Annotated in this window: 27 protein-coding genes and 4 tRNA genes; 6 read left to right on the top strand and 25 right to left on the bottom strand. The window is 70.4% G+C overall.

What is annotated here, in order from left to right; genetic code table 11:
• Positions 1-349 precede the first annotated feature (349 nt).
• The 16 genes from rplL to GA0070608_RS32620 all read right to left on the bottom strand — a co-directional run bounded on the left by rplL (position 350) and on the right by GA0070608_RS32620 (position 10,588).
• Complete coding sequence (gene rplL, locus GA0070608_RS13325) at positions 350-736, bottom strand: 50S ribosomal protein L7/L12 (protein ID WP_091627666.1); 387 nt, start codon at positions 734-736, stop codon at positions 350-352.
• Positions 737-790: 54 nt separating this feature from the next.
• Complete coding sequence (gene rplJ, locus GA0070608_RS13320) at positions 791-1,336, bottom strand: 50S ribosomal protein L10 (RefSeq protein WP_091627661.1); 546 nt, start codon at positions 1,334-1,336, stop codon at positions 791-793.
• Positions 1,337-1,722: 386 nt separating this feature from the next.
• On the bottom strand, positions 1,723-2,412 hold the full coding sequence (locus GA0070608_RS13315) for a hypothetical protein (protein WP_091627658.1): 690 nt from the start codon (positions 2,410-2,412) through the stop codon (positions 1,723-1,725).
• On the bottom strand, positions 2,409-3,263 hold the full coding sequence (locus tag GA0070608_RS13310; RefSeq protein ID WP_091627655.1) for an ATP-binding cassette domain-containing protein: 855 nt from the start codon (positions 3,261-3,263) through the stop codon (positions 2,409-2,411). The genes GA0070608_RS13315 and GA0070608_RS13310 overlap by 4 nt, the downstream gene beginning before the upstream one ends.
• A gap of 77 nt (positions 3,264-3,340) precedes the next feature.
• Positions 3,341-4,057 (bottom strand): 50S ribosomal protein L1, encoded by a 717-nt coding sequence (gene rplA, locus GA0070608_RS13305; RefSeq protein WP_091627651.1) that lies wholly within the window; start codon positions 4,055-4,057, stop codon positions 3,341-3,343.
• Between the two features lie 83 nt (positions 4,058-4,140).
• Positions 4,141-4,572, bottom strand: a complete 432-nt coding sequence (gene rplK, locus GA0070608_RS13300) for a 50S ribosomal protein L11 (RefSeq protein ID WP_091627648.1) — start codon at positions 4,570-4,572, stop codon at positions 4,141-4,143.
• 184 nt (positions 4,573-4,756) lie between these two features.
• Complete coding sequence (gene nusG / locus GA0070608_RS13295; protein WP_091627645.1) at positions 4,757-5,479, bottom strand: transcription termination/antitermination protein NusG; 723 nt, start codon at positions 5,477-5,479, stop codon at positions 4,757-4,759.
• Positions 5,480-5,517: 38 nt separating this feature from the next.
• Positions 5,518-5,916: a preprotein translocase subunit SecE gene (gene secE, locus GA0070608_RS13290; protein WP_091627640.1), complete on the bottom strand. Its 399-nt coding sequence runs from the start codon at positions 5,914-5,916 to the stop codon at positions 5,518-5,520.
• Positions 5,917-6,130: 214 nt separating this feature from the next.
• A tRNA-Trp gene (locus GA0070608_RS13285) sits at positions 6,131-6,203 on the bottom strand.
• Positions 6,204-6,331: 128 nt separating this feature from the next.
• The gene (locus tag GA0070608_RS13280; protein WP_091627635.1) at positions 6,332-6,724 is read right to left on the bottom strand and encodes a MaoC family dehydratase; all 393 of its coding nucleotides are present in this window, start codon (positions 6,722-6,724) and stop codon (positions 6,332-6,334) included.
• Position 6,725: 1 nt separating this feature from the next.
• Entirely contained in the window at positions 6,726-7,172 is a 447-nt protein-coding gene (locus GA0070608_RS13275) for a MaoC family dehydratase N-terminal domain-containing protein (RefSeq protein ID WP_091627632.1), read from the bottom strand.
• Positions 7,173-7,297: 125 nt separating this feature from the next.
• Positions 7,298-7,465, bottom strand: coding sequence for a 50S ribosomal protein L33 (gene rpmG, locus GA0070608_RS13270; protein WP_091627630.1), 168 nt, complete (start codon positions 7,463-7,465; stop codon positions 7,298-7,300).
• Positions 7,466-7,598: 133 nt separating this feature from the next.
• Positions 7,599-7,671: transfer RNA gene (locus tag GA0070608_RS13265), tRNA-Met, on the bottom strand.
• A gap of 25 nt (positions 7,672-7,696) precedes the next feature.
• Positions 7,697-7,769 (bottom strand) — tRNA-Thr (locus GA0070608_RS13260).
• Positions 7,770-7,865: 96 nt separating this feature from the next.
• Positions 7,866-10,394, bottom strand: coding sequence for a putative bifunctional diguanylate cyclase/phosphodiesterase (locus tag GA0070608_RS13255; protein WP_091627627.1), 2,529 nt, complete (start codon positions 10,392-10,394; stop codon positions 7,866-7,868).
• Positions 10,395-10,444: 50 nt separating this feature from the next.
• Positions 10,445-10,588, bottom strand: coding sequence for a hypothetical protein (locus tag GA0070608_RS32620; RefSeq protein ID WP_176733716.1), 144 nt, complete (start codon positions 10,586-10,588; stop codon positions 10,445-10,447).
• A gap of 578 nt (positions 10,589-11,166) precedes the next feature.
• Between GA0070608_RS32620 and GA0070608_RS13250 the strand changes: the two genes are divergently transcribed.
• Positions 11,167-11,475: a hypothetical protein gene (locus GA0070608_RS13250; RefSeq protein WP_091627622.1), complete on the top strand. Its 309-nt coding sequence runs from the start codon at positions 11,167-11,169 to the stop codon at positions 11,473-11,475.
• Between the two features lie 494 nt (positions 11,476-11,969).
• Here the strand turns inward: GA0070608_RS13250 and GA0070608_RS13245 are convergent, their stop codons facing one another.
• Positions 11,970-12,227 carry a hypothetical protein gene (locus GA0070608_RS13245; RefSeq protein WP_091627618.1) on the bottom strand — a complete coding sequence of 86 codons (258 nt, stop codon included), beginning with the start codon at positions 12,225-12,227 and terminating at the stop codon, positions 11,970-11,972.
• 20 nt (positions 12,228-12,247) lie between these two features.
• On the bottom strand, positions 12,248-12,388 hold the full coding sequence (locus tag GA0070608_RS32615) for a hypothetical protein (protein ID WP_176733715.1): 141 nt from the start codon (positions 12,386-12,388) through the stop codon (positions 12,248-12,250).
• Between the two features lie 54 nt (positions 12,389-12,442).
• Between GA0070608_RS32615 and GA0070608_RS13240 the strand changes: the two genes are divergently transcribed.
• Complete coding sequence (locus GA0070608_RS13240; RefSeq protein WP_091627613.1) at positions 12,443-12,964, top strand: hypothetical protein; 522 nt, start codon at positions 12,443-12,445, stop codon at positions 12,962-12,964.
• 348 nt (positions 12,965-13,312) lie between these two features.
• Here the strand turns inward: GA0070608_RS13240 and GA0070608_RS13230 are convergent.
• Positions 13,313-13,396, bottom strand: a tRNA-Tyr gene (locus tag GA0070608_RS13230).
• Positions 13,397-13,544: 148 nt separating this feature from the next.
• Here GA0070608_RS13230 and GA0070608_RS13225 point away from each other — a divergent pair.
• Positions 13,545-14,039, top strand: a complete 495-nt coding sequence (locus GA0070608_RS13225; RefSeq protein WP_091627608.1) for a YajQ family cyclic di-GMP-binding protein — start codon at positions 13,545-13,547, stop codon at positions 14,037-14,039.
• Between the two features lie 290 nt (positions 14,040-14,329).
• On the opposite strand, the gene GA0070608_RS13220 is transcribed toward GA0070608_RS13225, so the two are convergent.
• Positions 14,330-14,689, bottom strand: a complete 360-nt coding sequence (locus GA0070608_RS13220; protein ID WP_091635013.1) for an ArsR/SmtB family transcription factor — start codon at positions 14,687-14,689, stop codon at positions 14,330-14,332.
• Positions 14,690-14,756: 67 nt separating this feature from the next.
• Between GA0070608_RS13220 and GA0070608_RS13215 the strand changes: the two genes are divergently transcribed.
• Positions 14,757-15,887, top strand: coding sequence for a cation diffusion facilitator family transporter (locus GA0070608_RS13215; RefSeq protein ID WP_091627605.1), 1,131 nt, complete (start codon positions 14,757-14,759; stop codon positions 15,885-15,887).
• On the opposite strand, the gene GA0070608_RS33015 is transcribed toward GA0070608_RS13215, so the two are convergent.
• The gene (locus tag GA0070608_RS33015; protein WP_218107511.1) at positions 15,884-16,117 is read right to left on the bottom strand and encodes a hypothetical protein; all 234 of its coding nucleotides are present in this window, start codon (positions 16,115-16,117) and stop codon (positions 15,884-15,886) included. The two genes, GA0070608_RS13215 and GA0070608_RS33015, sit on opposite strands and share 4 nt — an antisense overlap.
• 455 nt (positions 16,118-16,572) lie before the next feature.
• Here GA0070608_RS33015 and GA0070608_RS13210 point away from each other — a divergent pair, with 455 nt between their 5' ends.
• Both GA0070608_RS13210 and GA0070608_RS33405 read left to right on the top strand, forming a co-directional pair.
• A complete protein-coding gene (locus tag GA0070608_RS13210; protein ID WP_091627603.1) occupies positions 16,573-16,935 on the top strand; it encodes a hypothetical protein in 363 nt (120 codons plus the stop codon).
• 1 nt (position 16,936) lies between these two features.
• The gene (locus tag GA0070608_RS33405; RefSeq protein WP_411970826.1) at positions 16,937-17,422 is read left to right on the top strand and encodes a replication initiator; all 486 of its coding nucleotides are present in this window, start codon (positions 16,937-16,939) and stop codon (positions 17,420-17,422) included.
• Between the two features lie 100 nt (positions 17,423-17,522).
• Here GA0070608_RS33405 and GA0070608_RS13200 read toward each other — a convergent pair whose 3' ends face one another.
• The 4 genes from GA0070608_RS13200 to GA0070608_RS13185 all read right to left on the bottom strand — a co-directional run bounded on the left by GA0070608_RS13200 (position 17,523) and on the right by GA0070608_RS13185 (position 23,095).
• Positions 17,523-18,782 (bottom strand): MFS transporter, encoded by a 1,260-nt coding sequence (locus tag GA0070608_RS13200; RefSeq protein ID WP_091627600.1) that lies wholly within the window; start codon positions 18,780-18,782, stop codon positions 17,523-17,525.
• Positions 18,783-18,921: 139 nt separating this feature from the next.
• Positions 18,922-19,797 (bottom strand): zinc metalloprotease HtpX, encoded by an 876-nt coding sequence (htpX, locus tag GA0070608_RS13195; protein WP_091635010.1) that lies wholly within the window; start codon positions 19,795-19,797, stop codon positions 18,922-18,924.
• A gap of 198 nt (positions 19,798-19,995) precedes the next feature.
• The gene (locus GA0070608_RS13190; protein ID WP_091627597.1) at positions 19,996-21,534 is read right to left on the bottom strand and encodes an NADH-quinone oxidoreductase subunit N; all 1,539 of its coding nucleotides are present in this window, start codon (positions 21,532-21,534) and stop codon (positions 19,996-19,998) included.
• A gap of 55 nt (positions 21,535-21,589) precedes the next feature.
• Positions 21,590-23,095: a complex I subunit 4 family protein gene (locus GA0070608_RS13185; protein ID WP_091627594.1), complete on the bottom strand. Its 1,506-nt coding sequence runs from the start codon at positions 23,093-23,095 to the stop codon at positions 21,590-21,592.
• Between the last annotated feature and the right edge of the window lie 90 nt (positions 23,096-23,185).

Below are 23,185 nucleotides of genomic sequence, written 5' to 3'. Positions count from 1 at the left end.
CGGGCCGCTCGGAACGCGACGTTCCTGCCGGGCCGCTCGGGTGCAGCGGCCGATGGTGCCGCCGCTGCCATTACCCAAGTGGTGGCCGTTGCAAGCGCGGAAGGTCTTGCTCGTGTCAGCGTGCCTGTCGGCCCGGGGTTGCGTCAAGGGCCGGCATCCGGGTCGCCGCGTCTTTCCTACCGCCGGGCCCCGGCCGCCGTCCGGTGCGGAGCGTCGACGCCCTGCTCACCGCGCTGTCGCCGGGTCCACCAAGACGGCGGGCGGCAATCCACTGTCGGATCACCGCCCGCCGTGACGCGGTCTGTCCCGGGCTCACCTGAGCCGGACACGCGTCTGGTGGTACGTCAGGTCACTTGAGGGTGACCTTGGCGCCTTCGCCCTCGAGCTTGGCCTTGGCCTTGTCGGCGGTCTCCTTGTTGGCGTTCTCGAGAACGGCCTTCGGAGCGGCCTCGACCAGGTCCTTGGCCTCCTTGAGGCCCAGGCCGGTCAGCTCGCGCACGACCTTGATGACCTGGATCTTCTTGCCGCCGTCAGCCTCGAGGATGACGTCGAACGAGTCCTTCTCCTCCTCGGCCGGGGCTGCCGGGCCGGCCGGGCCGGCAGCGCCGGCGACGGCGACCGGAGCCGCGGCGGTGACCTCGAAGGTCTCCTCGAACTGCTTCACGAACTCGGAGAGCTCGATCAGCGTCATCTCCTTGAACGCGTCGAGCAGCTCGTCGGTGCTGAGCTTCGCCATGTCTGGCGTCCTTTCCTGAATCTGTTAGGTAAGAACTGGGTGCGCCGCGGGGCCTCAGGCCGCCTCGGCGCCCTCCTTCTCGCGCTTGTCCTGCAGAGCGGCCGCCAGACGGGCGGTCTTCGACAGCGGGGCCTGGAACAGGGCCGCGGCCTTGCTCAGGTTGCCCTTCATCGCGCCGGCCAGCTTGGCCAGCAGCACCTCGCGGGACTCCAGGTCGGCGAGCTTCGTGACCTCGGCCGCGGTAATGGCCCGGCCCTCGAAGACACCGCCCTTGATGACGAGCTTCGGGTTGGCCTTCGCGAAGTCGCGAAGGCCCTTCGCCGCCTCGACGACGTCGCCCGAAACGAAAGTCAGCGCGGTAGGACCGGTGAACATCTCGTCGAGGCCGGAGATGCCAGCGTCGGTCGCGGCACGCTTCGCGAGCGTGTTCTTCGCGACCGTGTAGCTGGTCTCCTTGCCAAGCGAGCGCCGCAGCTGGGTGAGCTGGGAAACCGTCAGACCGCGGTACTCGGTAAGCACCGTGGCGCCCGCGTTGCGGAAGCTCTCGGTCAGCTCAACGACGGCCGTGGCCTTGTCGGCCCGGATCGGCTTGTCCGCCATGTCCCTCCTCTCTCGTTACTCGAGGCCGGTCACCGTCGTCAGCCGAAGCTTTCGACGGGGGCGGAGGCGCCACGAGAAACGAGAAAGCCCCGGCGCAGGGCGCGCGGGGCGAGGGCTGGCACTCGGCACAGTCGGCGGACCATGCTCAGTACCGATTTTCGCTTACCGCCCTGCGCGGGTCGCCCGTCATCGCGGAACCTTCGACCGTGCCGGAGCACGGTGACCAGCGGTCTCTGGGTGGAACTTCGCGGCCAAGGTTACGCGAGGGGGCCGCGACCACCAAATCGCCCCCTGGTGTGCCAGGTCACTCCCCCGTCACGAAGGGCCGGAGTCCCCCAGCCGTGCCGGCCGTCCGGACCGGACGGCCGGACCGGAAGCGGCGGCCGTCAGGGCCGGAAGCGGCGCCGCCACAGGTATGCGGCGCCGGCCGTCGCGCTCCAGACGGCGGCCCAGGCGGTGAGCAGGACGACCGTCGACGCGGCCAGGTCGCCGGCGGCGGCCCGCGCGGTCGCCATGACCGGCGGTGCCAGCCAGGGCGCCACCGAGTCGCTCAGGCCGAGGACGACCGCCCCGACCCCGCCGAGGGCGAGCACCGCGACGCCGTAACCGGCGCCACCCGTCGAGGCACGGCTGGCCAACGCCCCGAGCGCCACCGCGGCGGGTACGACCAGCAGGTGCGCCCACAGCCCGACGGCGATGCCCACCGGCACCGACCGGGCGCCCGGCTCCACAGAGCCGGCGATTCCGCCGACGAGCCACGGGAGGACCAGCGCGACGGCCACCGTGCCGAGCCCCGCCACGCCGGCCGCGAGCAGCCCGGCCAGGCGCTCCCGGCGCGCCCCGACCAGCGCCTGGGCCAGCCGGCGCTGCACGTCCGGCTCGACGTCCAGCAACACCTTGGTCTGCCAGGCCAGCACCGGGAAGAGCACCACCGCCGAGACGCCGTAGGCCTCCCCCGGCTGTGCCCGGCCGCCGCCGTAGAGGACGCTGAGGGCCACCAGGCCGGCGAGCAGCGGGGCCAGGGCCCGTCCGGTACGCAGGAAGCCCGCCAGCCGCAGCCGGAGCAGCGCGGTCACCGCGGTCCGCCGGTGATCCCGCCGGTGGCCTCCGGTGCCCGGGCCACGGGCGCCACGCCGGCGTCCACGGCCCCCGTCGGCGGCCTCCCGGCGTCGTCGGGGGCGACCACGCCGACCGGGGCAGGCGGGCGTACGCGAAGGATCTGGTGGCCGTCGGCGCGCAGCCGGGCGACGGTGCCGTCGACCCGTGCCGCCGGGACCGCGATCTCGACCACCGCCAGCGCCGGGTCGGCCGACGGGGCGCTGGCGGTGACCGTGCCGTCCGCCACCGTCCACCGGCGGGCTCCGGACAACCGGCCGATCTCGCCGCGGTGGTCGCTGACCAGCACCGACCCGCCCGCCGCCGCCACCTCGTCGATCACCGCGGGCACCAGGTCCCGGGTCACGGCGTCGAGGCCCTCCCACGGCTCGTCGAGCACCAGCAGGCCGGGCGGACGCAGCACCGCCTGGGCCAGGCCGACCTTCTGGGCAGTGCCCTTGGACAGTTCCGGCAACCGGACCCGGCGGAACCCGGACAGGCCCAGCCGGGAGGTCCAGTGGTCGACCGCGCGGCCGGCAGCAGCCGGGTCGAGGCCGGCGACACGTCCCATGGCGGTCAGGTAGCGCTCGACGGTGAAGGGCTGGTCGGCCGGAAAGCGCTCCGGGACCCAGCCGACGTGCCGGGGTCGACCGGTGACCCGCCCCCGGCTCGGCCGCAGCACCCCGGCCGCCACCTGGAGCAGGGTCGACTTGCCCGCGCCGTTGCGGCCGAGCACGACGACCACCTCGCCGGGGCCGACCCGCACCCCGGCCGCCCGCAGCACCCACGGGCCCCGCCGTCGGTAACGCAGCCAGACGTTCTCCAGGCGCATCGGCCGAGCATGCCACAACCGACACGGAACGGGGCGCCGCCACGATGTGGCGACGCCCCGTCACGGGGTACGGATGCTCAGGCCTCGGCCGAGCCCTCCTGCAGGTTCTTCACCACGTTGGGGTCGACCGGGACGCCCGGGCCCATGGTGGTGGTGAGGGTGACCTTCTTGAGGTACTTGCCCTTCGCGGCGGACGGCTTGGCCCGCAGGACCTCGTCGAGGACCGCCGCGTAGTTGTCGACCAGCTGGGTCTCGGAGAACGAGGCCTTGCCGATGATCAGGTGCAGGTTGGAGTGCTTGTCCACCCGGAAGGTGATCTTGCCACCCTTGATGTCCGAGACGGCCTTGGTGACGTCCATGGTCACCGTGCCGGTCTTCGGGTTCGGCATGAGACCGCGCGGGCCCAGGATCCGCGCGATCCGGCCGATCTTGGCCATCTGGTCCGGCGTGGCGATCGCCGCGTCGAAGTCGAGCCAACCACCCTGGATCCGGGCGACCAGCTCGTCGGTGCCCACCTCGTCCGCACCGGCGGCGACGGCCTCCTCGGCCTTCGCGCCGGCGGCGAAGACGATCACGCGGGCGGTCTTGCCGGTGCCGTGCGGCAGGTTGACCACGCCACGGACCATCTGGTCCGCCTTGCGGGGGTCGACGCCGAGGCGCATGGCGACCTCGACCGTGGCGTCGAACTTGGCGGAGGTGGTGTCCTTGGCCAGCTTCACGGCCTCGGCGGGGGTGTAGAGCTTCGACCGGTCGATGACCTCGGCGGCCTTGCGGTAGCTCTTGCTGCGCTGCATGTTCTGCGTACTCCTGTGGTCTATGGCGGGCCGCGGTGCTCGCGCGCCCTCCCACGAACTGTCCGGGTGAGTGCTGACCGAGGTCAGTCGTTGACGACGATGCCCATCGACCGGGCGGTGCCGGCGATGATCTTCGCGGCCTGGTCGACGTCGTTGGCGTTGAGGTCGACCATCTTCTTCTCGGCGATCTCACGCAGCTGGGCCTGCGACACGGAGCCCACCTTGTCCTTCTGCGGGACGCCCGAGCCCTTGTCCACTCCGGCGGCCTTGAGCAGCAGCCGGGCGGCGGGCGGGGTCTTCAGGACGAAGGTGAAGCTGCGGTCCTCGTAGACGCTGATCTCGGCGGGGACGATGTCGCCCCGCTGGGACTCGGTCTGCGCGTTGTAGGACTTGCAGAACTCCATGATGTTCACGCCGTGCTGACCGAGCGCGGGGCCGACCGGCGGCGCCGGCGTGGCCTGACCGGCCTTCAGCTGAAGCGTGAACGTCTTGACGAGCTTCTTCTTCGGAGGCATGTCACTTCCTGGGGCTTGAAACTGGGAAAGGTGCCGGCTGCGAGCGCGCACGGTCAGCGCGATGCGACAGCGGCGACGGTCTAGAGTAGCGCAGCGACCCGCCGCCGCCTGCGCCGAGGTCGGGCGGGAGGGCGCAACGGGTACGCCGGCGGCGGGCCGCTGCCCACCGCCGGCGATCCGGACGTCAGATCTTGGCGACCTGGTTGAAGTTCAGCTCGACCGGCGTCTCGCGGCCGAAGATCGACACCAGCACCTTGAGCTTCTGCTGATCGGCGTTGATCTCACTGATCGTCGCCGGCAGCGAGGCGAAGGCGCCGTCGGTGACGGTGACCGAGTCGCCGACCTCGAAGTCGAGGACCTTGATCTCGGGCTTGGCCTTCTTCTGCTCGGTCTCGACGGTCGGCGCCAGCCACTTCAGCACCTCGTCGAGGGAGAGCGGAGCCGGGCGGTCGGCCCGGTCCGTCGCGCCCACGAAGCCGGTGACGCCCGGCGTGTTACGCACGCAGGAGTAGGACTCGGCGGTCAGCTCCATCCGAACCAGGATGTAACCCGGGAAGACCTTGGCCTGGACCTGCGACCGCTTCCCGTTCTTGACCTCCACCTCTTCCCGGGTCGGCACCTCGACCTGGTAGATGTAGTCCTCCATGTCGAGGCTCGTGATCCGAGTCTCGAGGTTGGTCTTGACCTTGTTCTCGTAGCCGGCGTACGAGTGCACCACGTACCAGTCGCCCGGCGCGTAGCGCAGCTTCTGCCGCAGCTCGGCGACCGGGTCGTACTCCTCGTCCGGCGCGGGCTCGGTGGTGGGGAACTCCGGCTCGCTGGCGGCCTCGACCGACTCGTCATCAGCCGCCGTCGCCACCGTGGACTGCTCGTCCGTGGTCTCGGCGGTCTCGTCGTACTCAGGCACGCTCGCTCACTTCCGTCACTATCGGCTCAGTCGGCCGGTCAGCTGGGGTTGCCGAAGACCCACAGCACGCCCTTCGCGAAGGCGAAGTCAAGGCCGGCCACGATCGTCAGCATCACCGCGACGAAGACGACCACCACGGCCGTGTAGGTCAGCAGCTCCTTGCGGGTCGGCCAGATGACCTTACGCAGCTCCGCCACGACCTCGCGGATGAATCGGGCGATGCGCCCGAAGAAGCCCACGCGGTCGGTATCCGCCTTGGTCTTCGGACGGCTGTCCGCCGAATCCGCCTTCGCCCGCGATCGCGTCGCGGTGCCGCCCCGGGAAACCGGCTCCTCGGCGTCGGAGTCGGTGGCGTCGTCGTCGGCCACGTCGTCGACGACCTCGTCGTGCAGACGATCGTCGCCGGCGTCCTCGCCGCGCCGCTTCTTGTCGGCCACTTCGCCCTCCGTCGCGGGATGTCGGTTCACACGCTGTAGGGCGTGCGCGGCGTTTGGTCACGCCGGCCGGACCCAACCGTCCCGCGACGGGCCGCGGCCGGCGGATCAGCCGAGAGGGCCCGAATGCCTCGGAGCCACCCCGCCGATGCCACCACCACGGGCCGGACGCCGCCGTACGGCGGCGCGACCCACGGGAACGGTCAGGCCTGAGGCGCAGGGGTGACAGGACTTGAACCTGCAGCCTGCGGTTTTGGAGACCGCTGCTCTGCCAATTGAGCTACACCCCTGTGCGGCAATGCTCATCCTGCCCGGTCGTGCACGACCGTGCAGGGGTTACTTGCCCCACGGCGGACCAGTGTACGGGTAGCGGCACGACTTTCCCAACCGGTCTGCCCCTCGCGCGTCGGGAGCCTGGTCAGCGGGCTTTCCGGACGGTCGCCCGAGCCTGCGACAGCACCTTTTCCCCCCGGCAGGTGGCGGTCACGTCGAGCCTGGTCAGTCCCTCCTCCGTGCCCTCCCGGACCACCGCCGTGACCTCGATCTCGGTGCCCTCGTCGTCGTCCGGGACGACCACCGGCCGGGCGAAGCGGACGTTGTAGTCGACGATCGCGTCGGGCGCCCCGGCCCACTCCGCCACCGCGCGGCCGACCAGCGCCATGGTGAACATGCCGTGGGCGATCACGCCCGGCAGGCCCACCTTCGTGGCGGTCCGGTCGCTCCAGTGGATCGGGTTGAAGTCCCCCGAAGCGCCGGCGTAGCGGACCAGGTCCGCGCGCGTCACCCGGAACGTCCTGACTGGCAGCTCCATCTCAGCCCTCCCCGCGTACGACGAGCTTCGACCAGACGGTCACCACCGGCTCGCCGGCCGGGGTGGCGACCTCGGTGCGGGTGGTCAGGAAGCCGTGCCCGCCACGGCTGCTGACGGCGTCGATGACGCTGACGCAGACCAGCTCGTCCCCCGCCACCACCGGGCGGGTGTAGGCGAAGCGCTGGTCGCCGTGGACGACCCGGCTGTAGTCGACACCGAGGGCCGGGTCGTCGATGATCTGCTGGTTGGCAGCCATGGTGAGCACGATGGGGAAGGTCGGCGGGGCGACCACGTCCGAGTGGCCGAGCGCACGGGCGGCCTGCGGGTCGTGGTGGGCCGGATCGGCGGCACCGATCGCCGTGGCGAACTCGCGGATCTTTTCTCGGCCCACCTGGTAGGGGGCGGTCGGCGGATACGTCCGGCCGACGAAGGACGGGTCCAGGGACATGCCGCGAACCTACACGTAAACGGCAATCGCCGATCCACACGGTCAGCGACGGCCGGAGCCGCGCCATCCATACGGATCGGCGATCGAAAGTGCCAGAGGACCGGGCCGGCAGTGCCGGCCGCTGGTCAGCGGGTCTCGCGGTGGACCGTGTGCTTGCCGTCCCGCCGGCAGAACTTCTTCAGCTCGATGCGGTCCGGGTCGTTACGACGGTTCTTACGCGTGATGTAGTTGCGCTCCTTGCACTCCACACACGCCAAAGTGATCTTCGGCCGAACATCGGTCGCCTTCGCCACGGCTGGAGTGCCTTCCTCGCTACGGATAACAACTACGGCGCGTCAGCCTACGCGCTGACTACGCGGACATGCAAAGTGGGCGCCTGGGGCGCCCATCCCACCGACCGCCGGGAGGTGGCCCGGTGGACGAGAGTAGCGGTGGCCGGACTTGAACCGGCGACACAGCGATTATGAGCCGCTTGCTCTACCATCTGAGCTACACCGCCGTGGCGGGTCCAGCCGGACCCTCTGAGCCCCCTTACGGAATCGAACCGTAGACCTTCTCCTTACCATGGAGACGCTCTGCCGACTGAGCTAAGGGGGCCTGCGCGATCTCCCCGGAGGGCGACGCGCAGGGGATACATTACACGGCCGCGCGGGGGAGGTGAAATCGGATCCCCCACAGGCACCTTTCCGCAGATCAGGGCACGACCCGCAGCCGAGGCAGCTGCCCCGGCGAAATCGTCTCCGGATCCACCTGGGCGCCGAACCACGCCTCCAGCCGCTCGTACGGCAACGGCCGGCTGAACAGGAAGCCCTGACCGATCTCGCAGCCGATGTCCTGGAGCAGCTCCAGGGTCAGCTCGCTCTCCACGCCCTCGGCGACCACAGCCAGGCCGAACTGCTGGGAGAGCGTCACCACCGCGTTGACGATCGCCAGGTCGCCCGGGTCCGTCGCCATCCCCTGCACGAAGGAGCGGTCGACCTTCACCTCGTGCACCGGCAGCCGGCGCAGCTGGGCCAGGGACGAGTCGCCGGTGCCGAAGTCGTCCACCGACAGCCGTACGCCGAGGTCACCCAGCCGCCGCAGGGTCGGAATGGGCCGGTCGGTGCCGTCCAGCACGCCGGCCTCCTTGATCTCCAGCGTGAGCCGCTGCGGCGGTACGCCGTACTCGTCGAGCAGCTCCTTGACGTGGGCCGGGAAGTGCTGGTCGGTGAGCGTACGGGCGGAGAGGTTGACCGCGACGGCGAGCGGCTGGCCGGCGTGCGTCCAGTCCCGGCTGCGCCGCAGCCCCTCGCGGAGCACGAACTCGGTGAACCGGCCGAGCTGGCCGGTGTGCTCGGCCACCGCCACGAAGTCCTCCGGGGCGACCGTGCCGTGCGCCGGGTGCTCCCAGCGGGCCAGGCACTCCACGCCGACCAGCCGGCGGTCCCGCAGCGTGACCTTGGGCTGGAAGTAGACCTCCAGCTCACCGTTGTCCAGCGCGCGCCGCAGGTCGCCGGCGAGGCCTAGCCGCCGCAGCGACCGGGACTCCAGCGTCGGACTGAACAGTTGCACGCTCCCCGGCACGGACTTGGCCGCCGTCGCCGCCAGGTCCACCCGCTGCAGCAGGGAGGCGGCGTCGCTGCCGTGGTCCGGGTGTACGGCGACACCGACCGCCGTGTCCACGTCGAGGGTGAGCGCGTCGAAGACCATCTCGTCGCGGATCTGCTCGCGCAGCTGCGCGGCCAGGTCCATCGCCGCCTCGGTGCTCTCCAGTCGCAGCGTCACCAGGAACTCGTCCCCGCCGGCCCGGCCGACCAGGGCCGACGAGGGCGCACAGGAGCGCAGTCGGTCGGCCACCTCGACCAGGACCTTGTCGCCGGCGGCGTGCCCGAGCGACTCGTTGACCTGGCGCAGCCGGTCGACGTCGAACAGCAGCAGGGCCACCACCTCGCCGGGTGCCCGGATCTTGACGGCCTCCTCCAGCGCGCCGGTGATCCGCCGCCGGTTGGGCAGCCTGGTCAGCGTGTCGTGGCTGGCGTCGTGCCGGAGCCGGTCCACCAGCCGCGAATTCTCCAGGGCCACCGCCGCGTGCGCCGCCACCGTCTCCAGAAGAGGCACGTCGGTACGGACGAAGTGGTTGCTGTCCCCCAGCCGGTTGGCCACCTCCAGCGTCCCGATGACCGCCTGGCCGGACCGCAACGGGAGGACGATCACGTCCTTGACCCGGTGCGACGAGAGCGGGGCGCGCAGGTCACCGTCGGTCGTCAGTCCACGTCCGACGGCAACGGTACGGCCCTCGTCCCGGGCCCGTTCCCGCAGGACAGCCGGGGTCTTGGCGAAGTCGAGCAGACCGGGGGCGTCATTGCGCGCGGTCAGCAGTACCTCGGGGTGCCTGCCCTGGGCCGGCAGCCAGAGCGTGGCGTACTCCGCCTGCATGAGCGCCCGCACACGGCCCAGGAGGGCGTCGGGCAGCGTGCCGTACTCGCCGCTCTCGCTCACCGCGCGGCTCAGCTCGTACATGTCGGTGAGGGTGCGGTGCTGCCGGAAGAACTGCGCGTACGCCCGGTAGACGAGGGCCAGCGCGGCGAGGAGCGCGCCCAGCAGCAGCAGGGACCACCAGGTGGTCGCGATCAGAATGAGCACGATCATGCCGATGACGATGTTGATCATCGCCGCCAGGAGCGCGGACATCGACTGCCGAAGCGCGCCCCGTCCCGCCTGCCAGCCCTGCAACAACGTGTGCACACCGGCGACCGAGGCGATGCTCAGCAGGTTCACCATGCTGGCCGCTAGGAACAGCTTGAGCCAGGTGGCCGGCCCGACACCATGGACTGGCGGTAGCGCCTGAAGCACGAGGACGGCCAGGGACGAGCCCGCGGCCGCCCGGCCCACGTTGAACCAGAACTTCGTCGCGCCGAACCGGTGCCTGAGATGGGTCACGGCCGACGCGACCGTGTAGATCACGACGACGGTGAGCGGTTCGACGAGATAGAACGCGAGGATCAGCGGTATCTCGGTCAGAGTCACGCCGAGGGACTGCCGCCGGACGGTGAAGTTCAGCACCGGCAGCCCGGCACCCACCATGGCCACGAGAAGCGGCAGCGCGAGCGACCATTCGCCGAACGGCTGCGGCGCGACCAGGCCGACCACCGTCGCGCAGACGACGGCGATCAGGGCCAACGGCCCGGTGATCAGCCACGCGTACTCAGTCGAGCGGGGGCCGGTGGGGCCACGACCCGCCATCCCGTGCCCCCTTACCGGCCCGCCGGTTCACATCATCGAGCGGTGGTTGCTCAGCGAGGCGCGGGCATGTTCCAGATGACGTCGGCGGTCTGGAGGTCACCGAGACCCTGGAGGTCGCCGACCAGGACGCCGCTCGCGAGAGCGGCGAGCGCGAAAAGCGATCCAAGCAGCCGGCCGAGCTTTCGACGAGACATGTTTGCTCCTGCGGGGGAAGTGTCACGGGGATGGTGGAGGTTCCACGATCGTGCCACAGAGCAGGTACCCAGAAAAGCGGTGCGTGTACCGCCGGGCCGAGCGTCGGTGACGTTCCGCCGTTCGGCCCAGGGATCCCCCGTCCGACGCCTGATCACGGGGCTGAGCGGCCACCATGCACTTCGCACATTGCGGAATGCGACCTTCCTCGCAATTCGGGGAAGGTCGGAAAGCGGTCTCCTCGCGCCGAGGATGCGGCTCGACCGAACATCGACCACCATACTCGTTCTGCGCCAGCACGCCAGCGCTCTGACGAGGGACCGACAAAGCTCTTGCACGAGTTCGCGCCAGCGACCGCGTTCGTCCCCACGGCGACACGCCGAGGTCGAGGTGCCCCGTGACGCGGCTCGTGCCGAGGGCAGGCTCGTCACCAGGGACCTGGCGGCGGTGAGCCCCACACCTCCGCACGCCAGCTCTCGAACCCGACGAGGTCGTCGGCAGGGTTGCGCATGCACTGCTCGGGACAGCCGCCTGGGGAGAGCTCCGACTACGATCCGGTGAACGCGCCGAAGGGGGTCTGATGGAGACATGGCGTGTCCTGGCGGCGTTCATCATCGGCCCTGTTGTGAGCCTCATAGGCGTCGCCCTGGCCACCAACTATCGCGGCGTGACGGAGTGGCACGTGCGACGGTCGATGGCCACCGCGAGCGTGCTGGGACGAGTTCCGCCATGGCGCTGGCTACCAGACGTCCCGCACGAGGAGCGTCTAGCGCGCTTCATCCTGCTGGAACGGGTGATTGGCGCAGCTTTCGCAGTGCTCGGCGTCATGATCTTGATTGCTGTCGGCTACAGCATCTTGACCGGCCAGCCGATGCAGGCGGCGAAGTAGGCAGCTTCATCTCAGCCGGGCAGCCAGGGCGATGCGGTTTTTCCCGACCCGACCGACTCGACCGACGGGCCGCCCGCCATCTGCCCACGCCCACGCATCCGCGGTTCCTCAGTGGTCGGGCGGCCTCGGCCACACGTCGCGGGCATCGCTGAAGGGCGCTCCCGGCACCGGGTCGACGGGCGACTGGGCGGCACCATTTCGCAGCCGTTGGAGCGCCGGGCGTTTCTCCCGCCTTCGGACCGTCCGTCTCGCTACGCGTAGCCACTCCAACGGTGTGCCCTCGGGCGGAGAAACAGCAGCCCAAGCCAGCAGTACCGTCACTGCGATCACGGCGGCCATGATCGAAATCGGAAGCCACAGGTGGATGCCCACAGCAACCAGGGCAGTGAAGATGTTCACGAGGGCCAGAGTGCGCCGATCGGCAATCAGAAGGAAGTGAGACAAGCGTCAATCGCGCGCGTCGCCGATCTTGTCGCGCTGCCCGACGGCTCCTGCTATCGGAGCATGTCGACTACGCCAGTGTCCGGATCAACCGCCATGCTGAGCTTGAAGTGACCCCGAGCCTCCACCTCACCCTGTGGAACGAAGTCGATGATGAGGCAGCGCTGGCCTCCGTTGAGCCCCCACACCTCATCTTCGTACGGCTCGGAGATCTGCCAGTCGTCGATTCGGAACCTACCTCGGGGCTTGCCTGCGCCCATCCGGCTGATGAACTCAGCCGTAGCCAGTTCCCGAGCCTCATCATGATCCATGTTTCCCAGTATCAGTCGACTCAAGCGAACGCCTCGCCGATCTTGTCGTTCATAGTGTCGTCTCCCCCGTTGATGCAGTTGGCGTAGATGCGGAGCAGGACGGCGACGCCGTGGCCGAGGCGTCGGGCGCCCTCGGTCGGCGGGACGCTGGACACATCCACCCGGCGGCGGATATCTCGGCGACAACGCCGGCTTTGGCAGCGGACCATGTACCGATGCACAGCGAGGATGCCCTCACCCGCCTCCAGGACGCCGCCATCCTCTGGAGCGTCGGATCGAATACGGCGGCCGACGTGATCGCGGCAGCCTGTGACTGCCTCGTTGCAGGCGTAGACAGCCCAACCCTTCGGATCCTGGCAGGCGTCTCGCCGGCCCGAGGCAGCGAGAGTGACGAGTTGCGCCGTTGGCTCGAAGGCGGACTCGTAGAACTCTCCCTGACCTACTACCGGGAGGGAAGCCAAGGAGGTGAAGAGGAAGCCGTCCAGATCATGGCCCGCCAACTGCTCGCACAGACCATCACACCCCGGGACCTCACGTCCTGGGCATCCAGGTTCATCACCTGGGATGGAACTCCCCTGGCGGGGGAACTCATCGGTCTCGACAACACCTACGAATACGTCGAGGCCGTCGTCGACGACGGGCAGGAGTACCCAACCGCGGCGGCTGAGGAGGTCGACGCGGAGGTGATCGCTGAGGCTCGACGCTTGATCGGCGGCACCACCCCCGAGAACGGCTGAACCATGGACGCTCATCCGAGGGCGTCGCCGATCTTGTCGTTCATGGTGTCGTCTCCCCGTCGATGCAGTTGGCGTAGACGCGGAGCAGGACGGCGACGCCGTGGCCCAGGCGCCGGGCAACCTCGGTCGGCGGGACGCCGGCATTCAGCCAGAGCGAGGCCGCCGCATGCCGCAGGTCGTAGGGACGGCGGACGAGCGGCGAGGCGACTTGCGATTCGGTCAGCGCCCGTTCGTGCCCGCTGCGTGCCCGATCAGCCAGTCGACCAGGGGCAACGAGGGTCAGTAACAGACGGAGACGACGAAGGCCTCTGATCCGCGTTTTCGCAGTTCAGAGGCCTTGCCATTGCCTGGTGGCGGGTAGAGGATTCGAACCTCTGTAGCTTTCGCGACGGATTTACAGTCCGCTCCCATTGGCCGCTCGGGCAACCCGCCAGGGCACCCCACCGCGTCGTGACGCGGCAGCGGAAGCAAGGATAGCGGCTCACCCCCGCATCGGCGCAAGCGGGTACCGTCAGTGGGTCGTACCGCTGGTCAGCGGGGGACGAAGGACCACAGACCGCCGGACAGCAGGAGCATGAGCATGGCAGCGAACCCGTCGTTCGACATCGTGAGCAAGGTCGACCGTCAGGAGGTCGACAACGCTCTCCGCCAGACGGAGAAGGAGCTCGCGACGCGGTTCGACTTCCGGGGCACCGGCGCCGAGATCTCCTGGTCGGGCGAGGAGGCGATCAGCCTCCAGGCGGAGACCGAGGAGCGGGTGCGGGCGGCGCTGGATGTCTTCAAGGAGAAGGTGGTCAAGCGGAACATCTCGCTGAAGTCGCTGGACGCGGGCGACCCGCGTTCGTCCGGCAAGATCTTCAAGGTCGACTGCAAGGTGATCCAGGGCATCGACTCGGACAAGGCCAAGGCGATCAGCAAAAAGATCCGCGACGAGGGCCCGAAGGGCGTACAGGCGCAGATCCAGGGCGACCAGCTTCGGGTCACCGGCAAGAAGAGGGACGACCTCCAGGCCGTCATCGCGCTGCTCAAGGGCGAGGACTTCGGCGTCGCCCTCCAGTTCACCAACTACAGGTAGGCAGGCCCGGCCGGCCTGGTCATCGGGCCGGCCACGCCTTCTCACCTGGGCAGACGTCGTCACCAGTGGCCTGTGAGTTCTGCGCTCCGTCTGGACGACCAGGCACGGCGGTCGCCCGGGTCACAGGTGGCTCCGCCACGGATCAGACCGAAACGGTCAAGGCTGTGCACGCCTACCGCACAGTTGCGTGCGACACGGTCAATGTCGACACGGTCCGCCAGTTCACCCGCGAGTGGTTCGCCGACCCCCGCTCCAAGCCTTGTCGAGTAATGCCCTGCTTCTCCGGGCGGTCAGTCGTGTTCGGGGATGCCCGCCACGCGGTGTGACGCGGCATGCATAACCTCAGTCACCAGCCGACGCACGTGACCTCCCCGGGCGCTGTACAACGCGCGTCGGCCGTCGCGCCGCACCGCGACAAGCCCTGCGAGCCGCAGCTTGCCCAGGTGCTGTGACACCGCCGGCCGCGCCACTCCCAGCGCCGCCACCAGCGCCGTCACGTCATGCTCCCCGTCGACCAGCAGCCACATCAACCGCAGCCGCGTGCCGTCCGCGAGCATCCGCAACATCTCGGTTGCTGCCTCAACGTGGCTGTCGACAGGTAGGCGTTGTTGCAGGTTACCGGCACCTGCACCATTGTCGCGTGCATACATGAGCACATATTATCGCCGCCTTCGGGGATACCGGTCCGCGATGCCATAAGCGACGTTGGGAGACGCGGTGAACGGTCACGGTCACGGTCACGGTGACGACCATCCGAGCGGGCACGACCACGACCACGACCACCCGCACGATCACGGGCATCACCACGGGGGCCGGCTCGCCGCCTCGTGGCATCGACTGACCCACGCGCTCGTCCCCCACTCGCACGACTCCCGCGCGAAGATCGACCCGGCGTTGGAGTCCTCCCGTGAGGGCCTACGCGCCCTGTGGATCTCACTCGTCGGCCTAGGGATCACCGCCGTCGCCCAAGCCGTCATCGTCGTGCTGTCCGGCTCAGTCGCCCTGCTCGGCGACACCCTGCACAACGTCGCCGACGCCCTCACCGCCGTACCTCTGGCAATCGCCTTCATACTCGGCCGCCGTGCCGCTACGCGCGCCTACACCTACGGCTACGGCCGCGCCGAAGACATCGCCGGCATCATCATCGTCGCCGTCATCGCCGCGTCCGCCGTCGCCGCCGCCTGGACCGCTGTCGCCCGACTGCTGCACCCGGCCGAGGTGACCCACCTACCCTGGGTGGCCGCCGCCGGCCTCGTCGGCTTCATCGGCAACGAGCTGGTCGCCCGCTACCGCATCCGCGTCGGCCGACGCATCGGCTCCGCCGCCCTGGTCGCCGACGGTCTGCACGCTCGCACCGACGGCTATACCTCCCTCGCCGTACTTCTCGCCGCCACCGGGGCCGCCCTCGGCTGGCGCTGGGCCGACCCGGTCGTTGGCCTGGCCATCGCCGCCGCCATCACGTTCGTCCTCAAGGACGCCGCCCGCGAGGTCTACCGCCGACTCATGGACGCCATCGACCCCGCCCTTGTTGACCAAGCCGAAACCACGCTGCGCGCCGTCGATGGGGTCCGCGACGTCACCACGGTCCGGCTCCGCTGGATCGGCCACCGCCTCCACGCCGAAGCCGAACTCGTCGTGGACACCCACCTCAGCCTCGTCGCCGCCCACGAGATCGCCGCTGACGCCGAACACCAACTCACCCACGCCGTACCCCGACTCACCAGCGCCACTGTCCACACCGATCCGGAATGCCACCCCGGCGCCCACCACCACACCGACCTGTCCCACCAACGCCGTCAACACCCCAGCGAACTGTCGCCGCACCAGTCAGGTTCGCGGACTTCCTAGCTCTGCGCGGCTCCCAAGCCGCCGGCATTCGCTACGCCGGAGCGACGCTGACCGTCGAAGCCGCCGACACCACCTTCTGCATCCAGGACGACGACCAGGAACTGATGGAGGTGCCCCACACCACCACCAAGAGCGTCGCTAGATTCAAAGTCCGCAAACCCGAACCGCCGCGACAGGCAACAGACAGGGGTTCCGTCATGAACAGGGTCGTCCAACAGGTCCTGCTCCATCGGACGCCCGAACGGTGGCGGATCTCGGTCTGGGAAACACCAGAAGCCATCGGATGCGGCGACCTACCCGACACACCACCAGACGCACCCATCGAGACCGCCCAACAAGACCTCCTCGACCACCTCCGCAGGCACTGGAACTACACAGGCCAACTGACCTGGCACGAGGAGAGACCCGGCTGGTGGGTTACCACGCCCATCACCAACTGAACCGAAGATCGTCTAGCCGGACGTGTCCACCCAGCATCTGACACCGATCCGTAATCCATCAAGTGAAGCCCGACATTGCCGGCAGCCGGCGGTGTCCTGTCACGGAAGATGCTTGACACTCGCGTCTCACCAGATGCTTCGCGCTGGTGGCGACGCCTGTGTCGGGTGGCACCGTTGTGAAGATGAGGCAAGATCGCAAGTATTGCCGGTGTCATGGGCATGGCATTCCGAGGGGGCGCAGTACGGTGACGACGAACGAACCCATCGTCTTCGATCAGGTGCAAATCGGGCGAGGGCTGCTCCCGTTGGCCCAACACGGTTACGTGGTTGTCGAGCAAGGCGTGCTCCGCCTGCTGGGAAGCAACCGGCAACTGATTGACCACGCGCCGCTGGCCGCCATCACGGTTGCGCCGGTCCGCTTCACGAGGGGCCAAGCCGTCGCGCTGACCATCAACGGCACAAAGTACAACGTCTCGCCCGGTTGGGGTGCCCACGTGGGCAGCCTGATCCTGCCCGGCGACACCAGACAGGTAAAGACGGCGGCGGCGTACCTGGTGCGGCTAGTCGAGGCCGCCCGCCGGCAGGGGGCGCCATCGCCGGGCTGGTGACCTGAACCGGCGGCCCGCCTTCACCCGCGCCACCCGGCCGGACTACTTCGGCTGGCTGGAACACGTCCGAGCCGCCGCCGGCTGCACCCGCCCCGTCCGCCCCTCGCCGGCCAACTCCTCACCGTCGAGCAGAACACCGGCCGGGTTCTCGATCAGCGGTATACCGACGCCATGCCCGACGCCGCCGTCTACACCGCCTGCGGCCACAGTCTGCCCGTCCTGCGCCCACACCTACCAACGCGACGCCTACCAGCTCCCGCGTGCCGGCCTCGTCGGCGGCAAGGGCGTCCCCGAAACCGTCGCCTCACATCCAGCCGTGTTCGCCACCTTCACCGCCCCATCCTTCGGACCGGTCCACGTCCGCGTCGTCCGCAAGCGCACCTGCGGCAACCGGAAGCGCTGCGACTGCCGCCGGGCCGGTCCGACACCGACACCGACACCGACACCAGCACGGGATAACGGGTCAGCGGGAGAAGACGAGCAGTAGGACCACCGTCAGGATCGCGCTGATCAGCCGGGAGCCCAGGCAGCCCAGCCGGTTGGAGAAGAAGACGAACCTGACCGGGTGGTATCCCGCCAGCGGGACGTCACGCCGGCAGCAACTCTTCGGCGCGTACCGCTGTGGCCTCCGCGCGGGCGATGGGCCCGGCGGGCAGGGCGGCGACCCCGGCCCCGACGGCGACCGCGGCGCCGGCGAAGACGAACGCCCAGGGCACCCCGCCGCCGTGGTCGACGATCAGGCCGGCCACCGCGCCGCCGGCGGCGCTGGCCCCGACCGACATGGTCACCACCCAGGTGTACGCCTCGTTCAGCATGCTGGTCGGGGAGATCCGGCCGACCAGGGTGTTCTCCAGGGTGAGCGCGGGCGCGATGGTGGCGCCGCCGATCACCAGGGCGGTGCCCAGCGCCAGCGGAGTGGGCATCACCGCGAAGACGGCGAAGCTGGCGGCCACCGTGCCGAGCAGCAGCGAGAACTGTCGGGTCATGTTCCGGGCCGGCTTTCGGACACCGAACCAGAACCCGCCCACGGCGCTGCCGATGCCCCAGACGGCCAGCAGCACGCCGGCGAGGCTGTCGGGGTCGTCGGAGGTGTAGGCGGTCGCGAAGGCGGGCACGGTCACGCCGGCCGCACCGAAGGCGATGCCGATGCTGGCCACGCAGAGCAGCAGCGCCGGGAAGCCGGGTACGCGTAGCGGGCCGAGCCCTCGGGTCTGGTGCCCGGTCGGGTGCGGCTGCCAGCCGCGCATCACCCGGCCGAAGGCCACCGCCAGGGTGCCGAACAGGGTCACCACGGCCGCACCGACCAGGGCGGCCCCGGCGTCGGCGAACAGGATGAAGCCGGCGACCAGCAGTGGACCGAGCACGAAGACGATCTCGAAGAGCGTGGTCTCGGCGGCGAGAGCGGTGTTGCGCAGGTGCCACCGGCCGGACGCCACGGAGGTGAGGTCGTTCCAGGCGCCCCGGATGGCGGCGGTGAGCGGCGGGTAGGTGGCCCCGGCAACTCCGGAGGCGACGAAGATCATCGTGAGGCTGCCGGCGTCGGAGCGGGCGGACCAGAGCAGGCCGAGCAGGGCGAACGGGTGGGCGATGGCGGTGCCGACGAGCACCGGGGTGGGGCCGATCCGGTCGGCGATCCGGCCGGCCACGGGGCTGAGCGCGGCGCCGGAGAGGGCGTAGATGCCGCCGGCGACGGCCGCCAGCGAGTAACGGCCGGTGACCTGCTCGACGACCAGCAGCAGCGCCAGCGGCGTCATGCCGATCCCGAGCCGGCCGACGATGCCGGTGAGCAGCAGCATCGGCGCTCCGGGGATCCGCCAGACGCCCAGGTACTGGCGCAGTCCGGCCACGGTCGACCTCCAGGGATGTAACGGGTGGGGAACCTTGCGACCCTAACGCCGTGCGGCGGGTGAAGGAACGGTTATCGCGCTCACACGGCGTTCCGCCCGTGCCCGGTGGACCGGGCACGGGCGGAACGTGGTCGGGGTCTCAGCGCTGGAACTGCACGGGGCCGCTGTTCGCGGCCATCCGCTCCAGTCGGGCGACCCGCTCCTCCATCTTGGGGTGGGTGGAGAAGAGCGCGGCCACACCGCCGCCCTTGAACGGATTGGCGATCATCAGGTGGGCGGTGCTGGTGAGCTGTCCCTGGGCCGGCAGCGGCCGGCGCTGGGCACCCATGTGGATCTTCCGCAGGGCACTGGCCAGGGCCAGCGGGTCCCCGGTGAGCTTGGCGCCGGAGGCGTCCGCCTGGAACTCCCGGCTACGGCTGATCGCCAGCTGGATGATGGTGGCCGCGATCGGGCCGAGGATGAGGGTGAGCAGCAGCACGGCCGGGTTCGGGCGGTCCTCGTCGTCGCCCCCGCCCAGCGGGATGAACCAGGCGATGTTCGCCAGCATGGTGATGATGCCGGCCAGACCGGCCGCCACGCTGGAGATGAGGATGTCCCGGTTGTAGACGTGCGACAGCTCGTGACCGATCACGCCCCGCAACTCGCGGTAGTCGAGGATCTCGGTGATCCCCTGGGTGACGCAGACGGCCGCGTTCTGCGGGTTCCGCCCGGTGGCGAACGCGTTGGGCTGTGACGTCGGGCTCACGTAGAGACGAGGCATCGGCTGCCCGGCCTCGGTGGCCAGCTCGCGAACCATCCGGTACAACTCGGGGAACTGTGCCTCGCTGACCGGTTGCGCCCGCATCGAGCGCAGCGCGAGCTTGTCGGAGTAGAAATAGGTGACGCCGTTCATCACCAGCGAGATGACGACGGCGATGACCAGGCCGCCACTGCCGCCGAACCAGTAGCCCACCGCCAGGATCAGCGAGGTGAGCAGGCCGAGCAGCGCGGCGGTCTTCAGACGGTTGTGGTGCACGATCACTCCTTCGGTGCAGCACGGATACACGCGGGCTCCGCTGACCGGTCCAACAACCCGGTACCCGCCAACCATCCGCCTCATGGCTGAGAGTTGCCTGAGATGTCCGTAGTGCCCGTTAGGAGTGTCACCCCGGAAACCGGGAAACCCTGAAGACGGCGGCCTAGCGGCGCACCGGGAAGCTGTGAGGACGGCGGCCTAGCGGGCCGCGACGTCGAGCACGAGCTGCGGGGCGAGGCCCAGCACCAGCGCCACCGCCGTCGCCACGGCCAGCACCACGCCGACCGTCCGGGCCCGCACGGGGACCACGGCCACGGTGCCGCCGGCCCCGACGCCCGGCACGGAGTCCCCGCCCGCCCCCTCGGCCAGGCCCCCGGTCGACATGTCGGCCGGCGCGGCCCACAGCGTGACGGTGAGGCGCAAGTAGTAGGCGAGACCGATCACCGCGTTCACGGCCACCACCACGGCCAGCCAGCCGGCGCCCCCGTCCAGCAGCGAACGGACCACGGTCACCTTGGCGAAGAGACCGGCCAGGCCCGGCGGCAGGCCGGCGAGCCCGACCAGCGCCAGCCCGAGCGCCGCCGCTCGCCACGGGTGCCGCCGGGCCGCCCCGCGCAGGTCGTCGATCGTGCCGCCGTCCGCGCCCGCCGGGCGCAGCGCCACCAGGGCCGCGAAGGCCGCCAGCTCCAACACCACGAAGAAGACGGCGTACGCGACGGCGGCCGCGTACGCGGCGGTGCGGGCGTCTGCGGTGCGTCCGGCGGCCAGCGCCAGCGCACCGAGCGGGGCGAGGATGTAGCCGGCCTGGGCCACCGAGGACCAGGCGAGCAGCCGGACCGTACGCCGCTGGCGCAGCGCCACCAGGTTGCCGACGGTCATCGTCAGCACGGCGAGCAGGGCGAGCACCGGGCCGGTCACGTCGGCCGGCAGCGCGTGCTGCACGACGGCGAGCAGGGCCACCACCCCGCCCAGCTTGGAGGCGGTCGACAGGTACGCCGCCACCGGCAGCGGCGCTCCGTCGTACGTGGCCGGCGCCCAGGCGTGGAACGGCACCGCCGCCACCTTGAACGCCAGCCCCAGCACCACCAGCGCCACGGCGGCGGTGGTGAGCGGCAGGTCCAGCAGATCCGGCCGGTCGGCGAGGATCGCGCCGATCCGACCCAGGTGCAGCCCGCCGGTGGCCGCGTAGAGCAGCGCCGCCCCGAGCAGCGTCAGCGTGGTGGCGACCACGCTGACCACGAAGAACGTGACGGCCGCCTCGGCGCTGGCCAGGCTGCCCCGGCGCAGCCCGACGAGGACGTAGAGCGGCAGGGTCAGCGTCTCCAACGCCACGATCAGGGTGATCAGGTCGCCGGCCGCGCCGAGCACCACCCCGCCCGTCATCGAGCAGGCGAGCAGGAAGCAGTACTCCCCCGTCGGTGACTGCCCCGCCCGCAGCAGCGGGCCGGACAACGCGAGCACGCCGAGGGTGAGCAGGGCGACGACGACGGCGACCAGGGCGGCCCGGCCACCGAAGACGTACGAGCAGTCGGGGCCGACGCAGAACGTCCGCCGTTCGTCCCCGGCGCCGACCAGGGCCGCGCCGAGCGCCGTGCCCGTCGCGCCGACGGCGGCCACCGCCAGCGTGAACCGGGCACGGGCCACCAGCAGGTCGGCCAGCAGCACCAGCACGGCCGTGCCGGCGGCCAGGTACGCCGGGAGCAGCGCCACGTTGTCGACGCTCTGCACCACGCTCATGCCGGCACTCCGCTTCGCTGCGCGCCGTAAGGTCCGTACCGCCGGCCCGGCTCACTCACCGCAGCACCTCCACCAGTGCGTCGACGGGGGCCTCGGCGACGCCGAGCACCAGGGTCGGGGCCAGCCCGACCGCGAGGGCGAGCAGCACCAGCGGCGCCCACGCGACCAGCTCCACGCCGGCCAGGCCGGGGGTGAGTCGCCCGACCGCCGGGCTGGGCCGCCCGTGCGTGACCCTGCGCAGCAGCCGCAGGAGGTACGCCGCGGTGAGCGCCCCGCCGATCGCGGCCAACACGCCCAGGGTGGTCCAGAGCGCTCCGCCGACCTCGACGGCGGCGACCACGGCGAACGCCTCACCCCAGAAGCCGGCCAGCCCGGGCAGGCCGAGCGAGGCGACGGCGGCGAAGCCGAGCAGCCCGGCGAGGCGGGGAGCGGTCTCCCGCAGCCCGGACAGCTCGTCCAGCGACCCGGTGTGCGTACGGTCCTTGATCGCGCCGGCGAGGAAGAAGAGCAGGCCGGTGATCACCCCGTGCGCGACGTTGCCGATCAGGGCCGCCTGGATGCCGGTGGCGGTGAGCGTGGCGACCCCGAGCAGCACGAAGCCCATGTGCCCGACGCTGGAGTACGCGATCAGCCGCTTCAGGTCGCGCTGCGCCAGACAGACCAGCGACCCGACCAGGATCGCCGCCACGGCCAGCACGCCGAGCACCGGGGCGGCCCAGCGGGCGCCCTCCGGGGCCACCCCGACCGCGATCCGGATCAGCCCGTACGTGCCCATCTTGAGCAGCACCCCGGCGAGGACCACGCTGCCGACGGTGGGCGCCTGGGTGTGCGCGTCGGGCAGCCAGGAGTGCAGCGGCCAGAGCGGGCTCTTCACGGCGAAGGCCAACGCGAGCAACGTGAACGCCGCGAGCTGGGTGCCCCGGGACAGTCCCGTCCCGCCGGTGAGCGCCACCACGTCGGCCGTCCCGGCGGCGGCCACCACCACGTAGACGCCGACCAGCAGCAGCACCGAGCCGAGCAACGTGTAGAGGGCGAACTTGCGGGCCGCCCGCCGCCGGTCCGCGCCGCCCCAGCCGGCGATGATCGCGTACATCGGGAGCAGGACGACCTCGAAGAAGACGAAGAAGAGCACAAGGTCGAGGGCGAGGAAGGTGCCGAGGATGCCGACCTCGACGACCAGCAGCAGGGCCACCAGCGCGCGCCCGCTGCCGCCGTCGGGCACCTTCCACATCGTGTAGCCGCAGCAGAGCAGGGTGAGCAGGGCGGTCAGCACGACCAGCGGCCAGGAGATGCCGTCCACCCCGAGGTGGAAGCGCAGGTCGAGACCGGGCACCCAGGGCAGGTCGAGCCGGTGCCACGGTCGTACCGCCGGTGTGCCGGCCGTGTAGGTGGACCAGGACCGGTCGCCGAGGAAGAGCAGCGCGGCGGCCACCAGGGTCAGCGCGGCGACGACCGTGCCGACCGCCCGGGCCGTCCGGTCCCGGGGCGTCGCCGCCACCACCAGCGCGCCGAGCGCCGGCAACGCCAGCACCGCCACCAGCAGAAACTCCCCGAACCTCACGGCGTCACCTCGGTTCGCGACTGCGGGGCTCGCAAACCCGGCTCACTCCTCGCGCTCACGGCGTCACCTCGGTTCGCGACTGCGGGGCTC

Source organism: Micromonospora peucetia, assembly GCF_900091625.1.
Classification (GTDB): domain Bacteria; phylum Actinomycetota; class Actinomycetes; order Mycobacteriales; family Micromonosporaceae; genus Micromonospora; species Micromonospora peucetia.
The sequence above is the reverse complement of the archived record's forward strand: the minus strand, read 5'-3'. Positions and strand labels throughout refer to the sequence as shown.

What these genes read in the sequence shown, in the direction of transcription:
- GA0070608_RS13245 (WP_091627618.1), bottom strand. Translation starts at nt 12,227, where the DNA reads ATGGATCATGATGAGGCTCGGGAACTGGCTACGGCTGAGTTCATCAGC.
- GA0070608_RS33015 (WP_218107511.1), bottom strand. Translation starts at nt 16,117, where the DNA reads ATGGAGCAGGACCTGTTGGACGACCCTGTTCATGACGGAACCCCTGTC.
- GA0070608_RS13220 (WP_091635013.1), bottom strand. Translation starts at nt 14,689, where the DNA reads ATGTATGCACGCGACAATGGTGCAGGTGCCGGTAACCTGCAACAACGC.
- GA0070608_RS13280 (WP_091627635.1), bottom strand. Translation starts at nt 6,724, where the DNA reads ATGGAGCTGCCAGTCAGGACGTTCCGGGTGACGCGCGCGGACCTGGTC.
- GA0070608_RS13255 (WP_091627627.1), bottom strand. Translation starts at nt 10,394, where the DNA reads ATGGCGGGTCGTGGCCCCACCGGCCCCCGCTCGACTGAGTACGCGTGG.
- rplA (WP_091627651.1), bottom strand. Translation starts at nt 4,057, where the DNA reads ATGCAGCGCAGCAAGAGCTACCGCAAGGCCGCCGAGGTCATCGACCGG.
- GA0070608_RS13190 (WP_091627597.1), bottom strand. Translation starts at nt 21,534, where the DNA reads ATGAGCGTGGTGCAGAGCGTCGACAACGTGGCGCTGCTCCCGGCGTAC.
- GA0070608_RS13275 (WP_091627632.1), bottom strand. Translation starts at nt 7,172, where the DNA reads ATGTCCCTGGACCCGTCCTTCGTCGGCCGGACGTATCCGCCGACCGCC.
- rplK (WP_091627648.1), bottom strand. Translation starts at nt 4,572, where the DNA reads ATGCCTCCGAAGAAGAAGCTCGTCAAGACGTTCACGCTTCAGCTGAAG.
- GA0070608_RS13310 (WP_091627655.1), bottom strand. Translation starts at nt 3,263, where the DNA reads ATGCGCCTGGAGAACGTCTGGCTGCGTTACCGACGGCGGGGCCCGTGG.
- GA0070608_RS13225 (WP_091627608.1), top strand. Translation starts at nt 13,545, where the DNA reads ATGGCAGCGAACCCGTCGTTCGACATCGTGAGCAAGGTCGACCGTCAG.
- GA0070608_RS13250 (WP_091627622.1), top strand. Translation starts at nt 11,167, where the DNA reads ATGGAGACATGGCGTGTCCTGGCGGCGTTCATCATCGGCCCTGTTGTG.
- rplL (WP_091627666.1), bottom strand. Translation starts at nt 736, where the DNA reads ATGGCGAAGCTCAGCACCGACGAGCTGCTCGACGCGTTCAAGGAGATG.
- GA0070608_RS13240 (WP_091627613.1), top strand. Translation starts at nt 12,443, where the DNA reads ATGCACAGCGAGGATGCCCTCACCCGCCTCCAGGACGCCGCCATCCTC.
- rplJ (WP_091627661.1), bottom strand. Translation starts at nt 1,336, where the DNA reads ATGGCGGACAAGCCGATCCGGGCCGACAAGGCCACGGCCGTCGTTGAG.
- GA0070608_RS32620 (WP_176733716.1), bottom strand. Translation starts at nt 10,588, where the DNA reads ATGTCTCGTCGAAAGCTCGGCCGGCTGCTTGGATCGCTTTTCGCGCTC.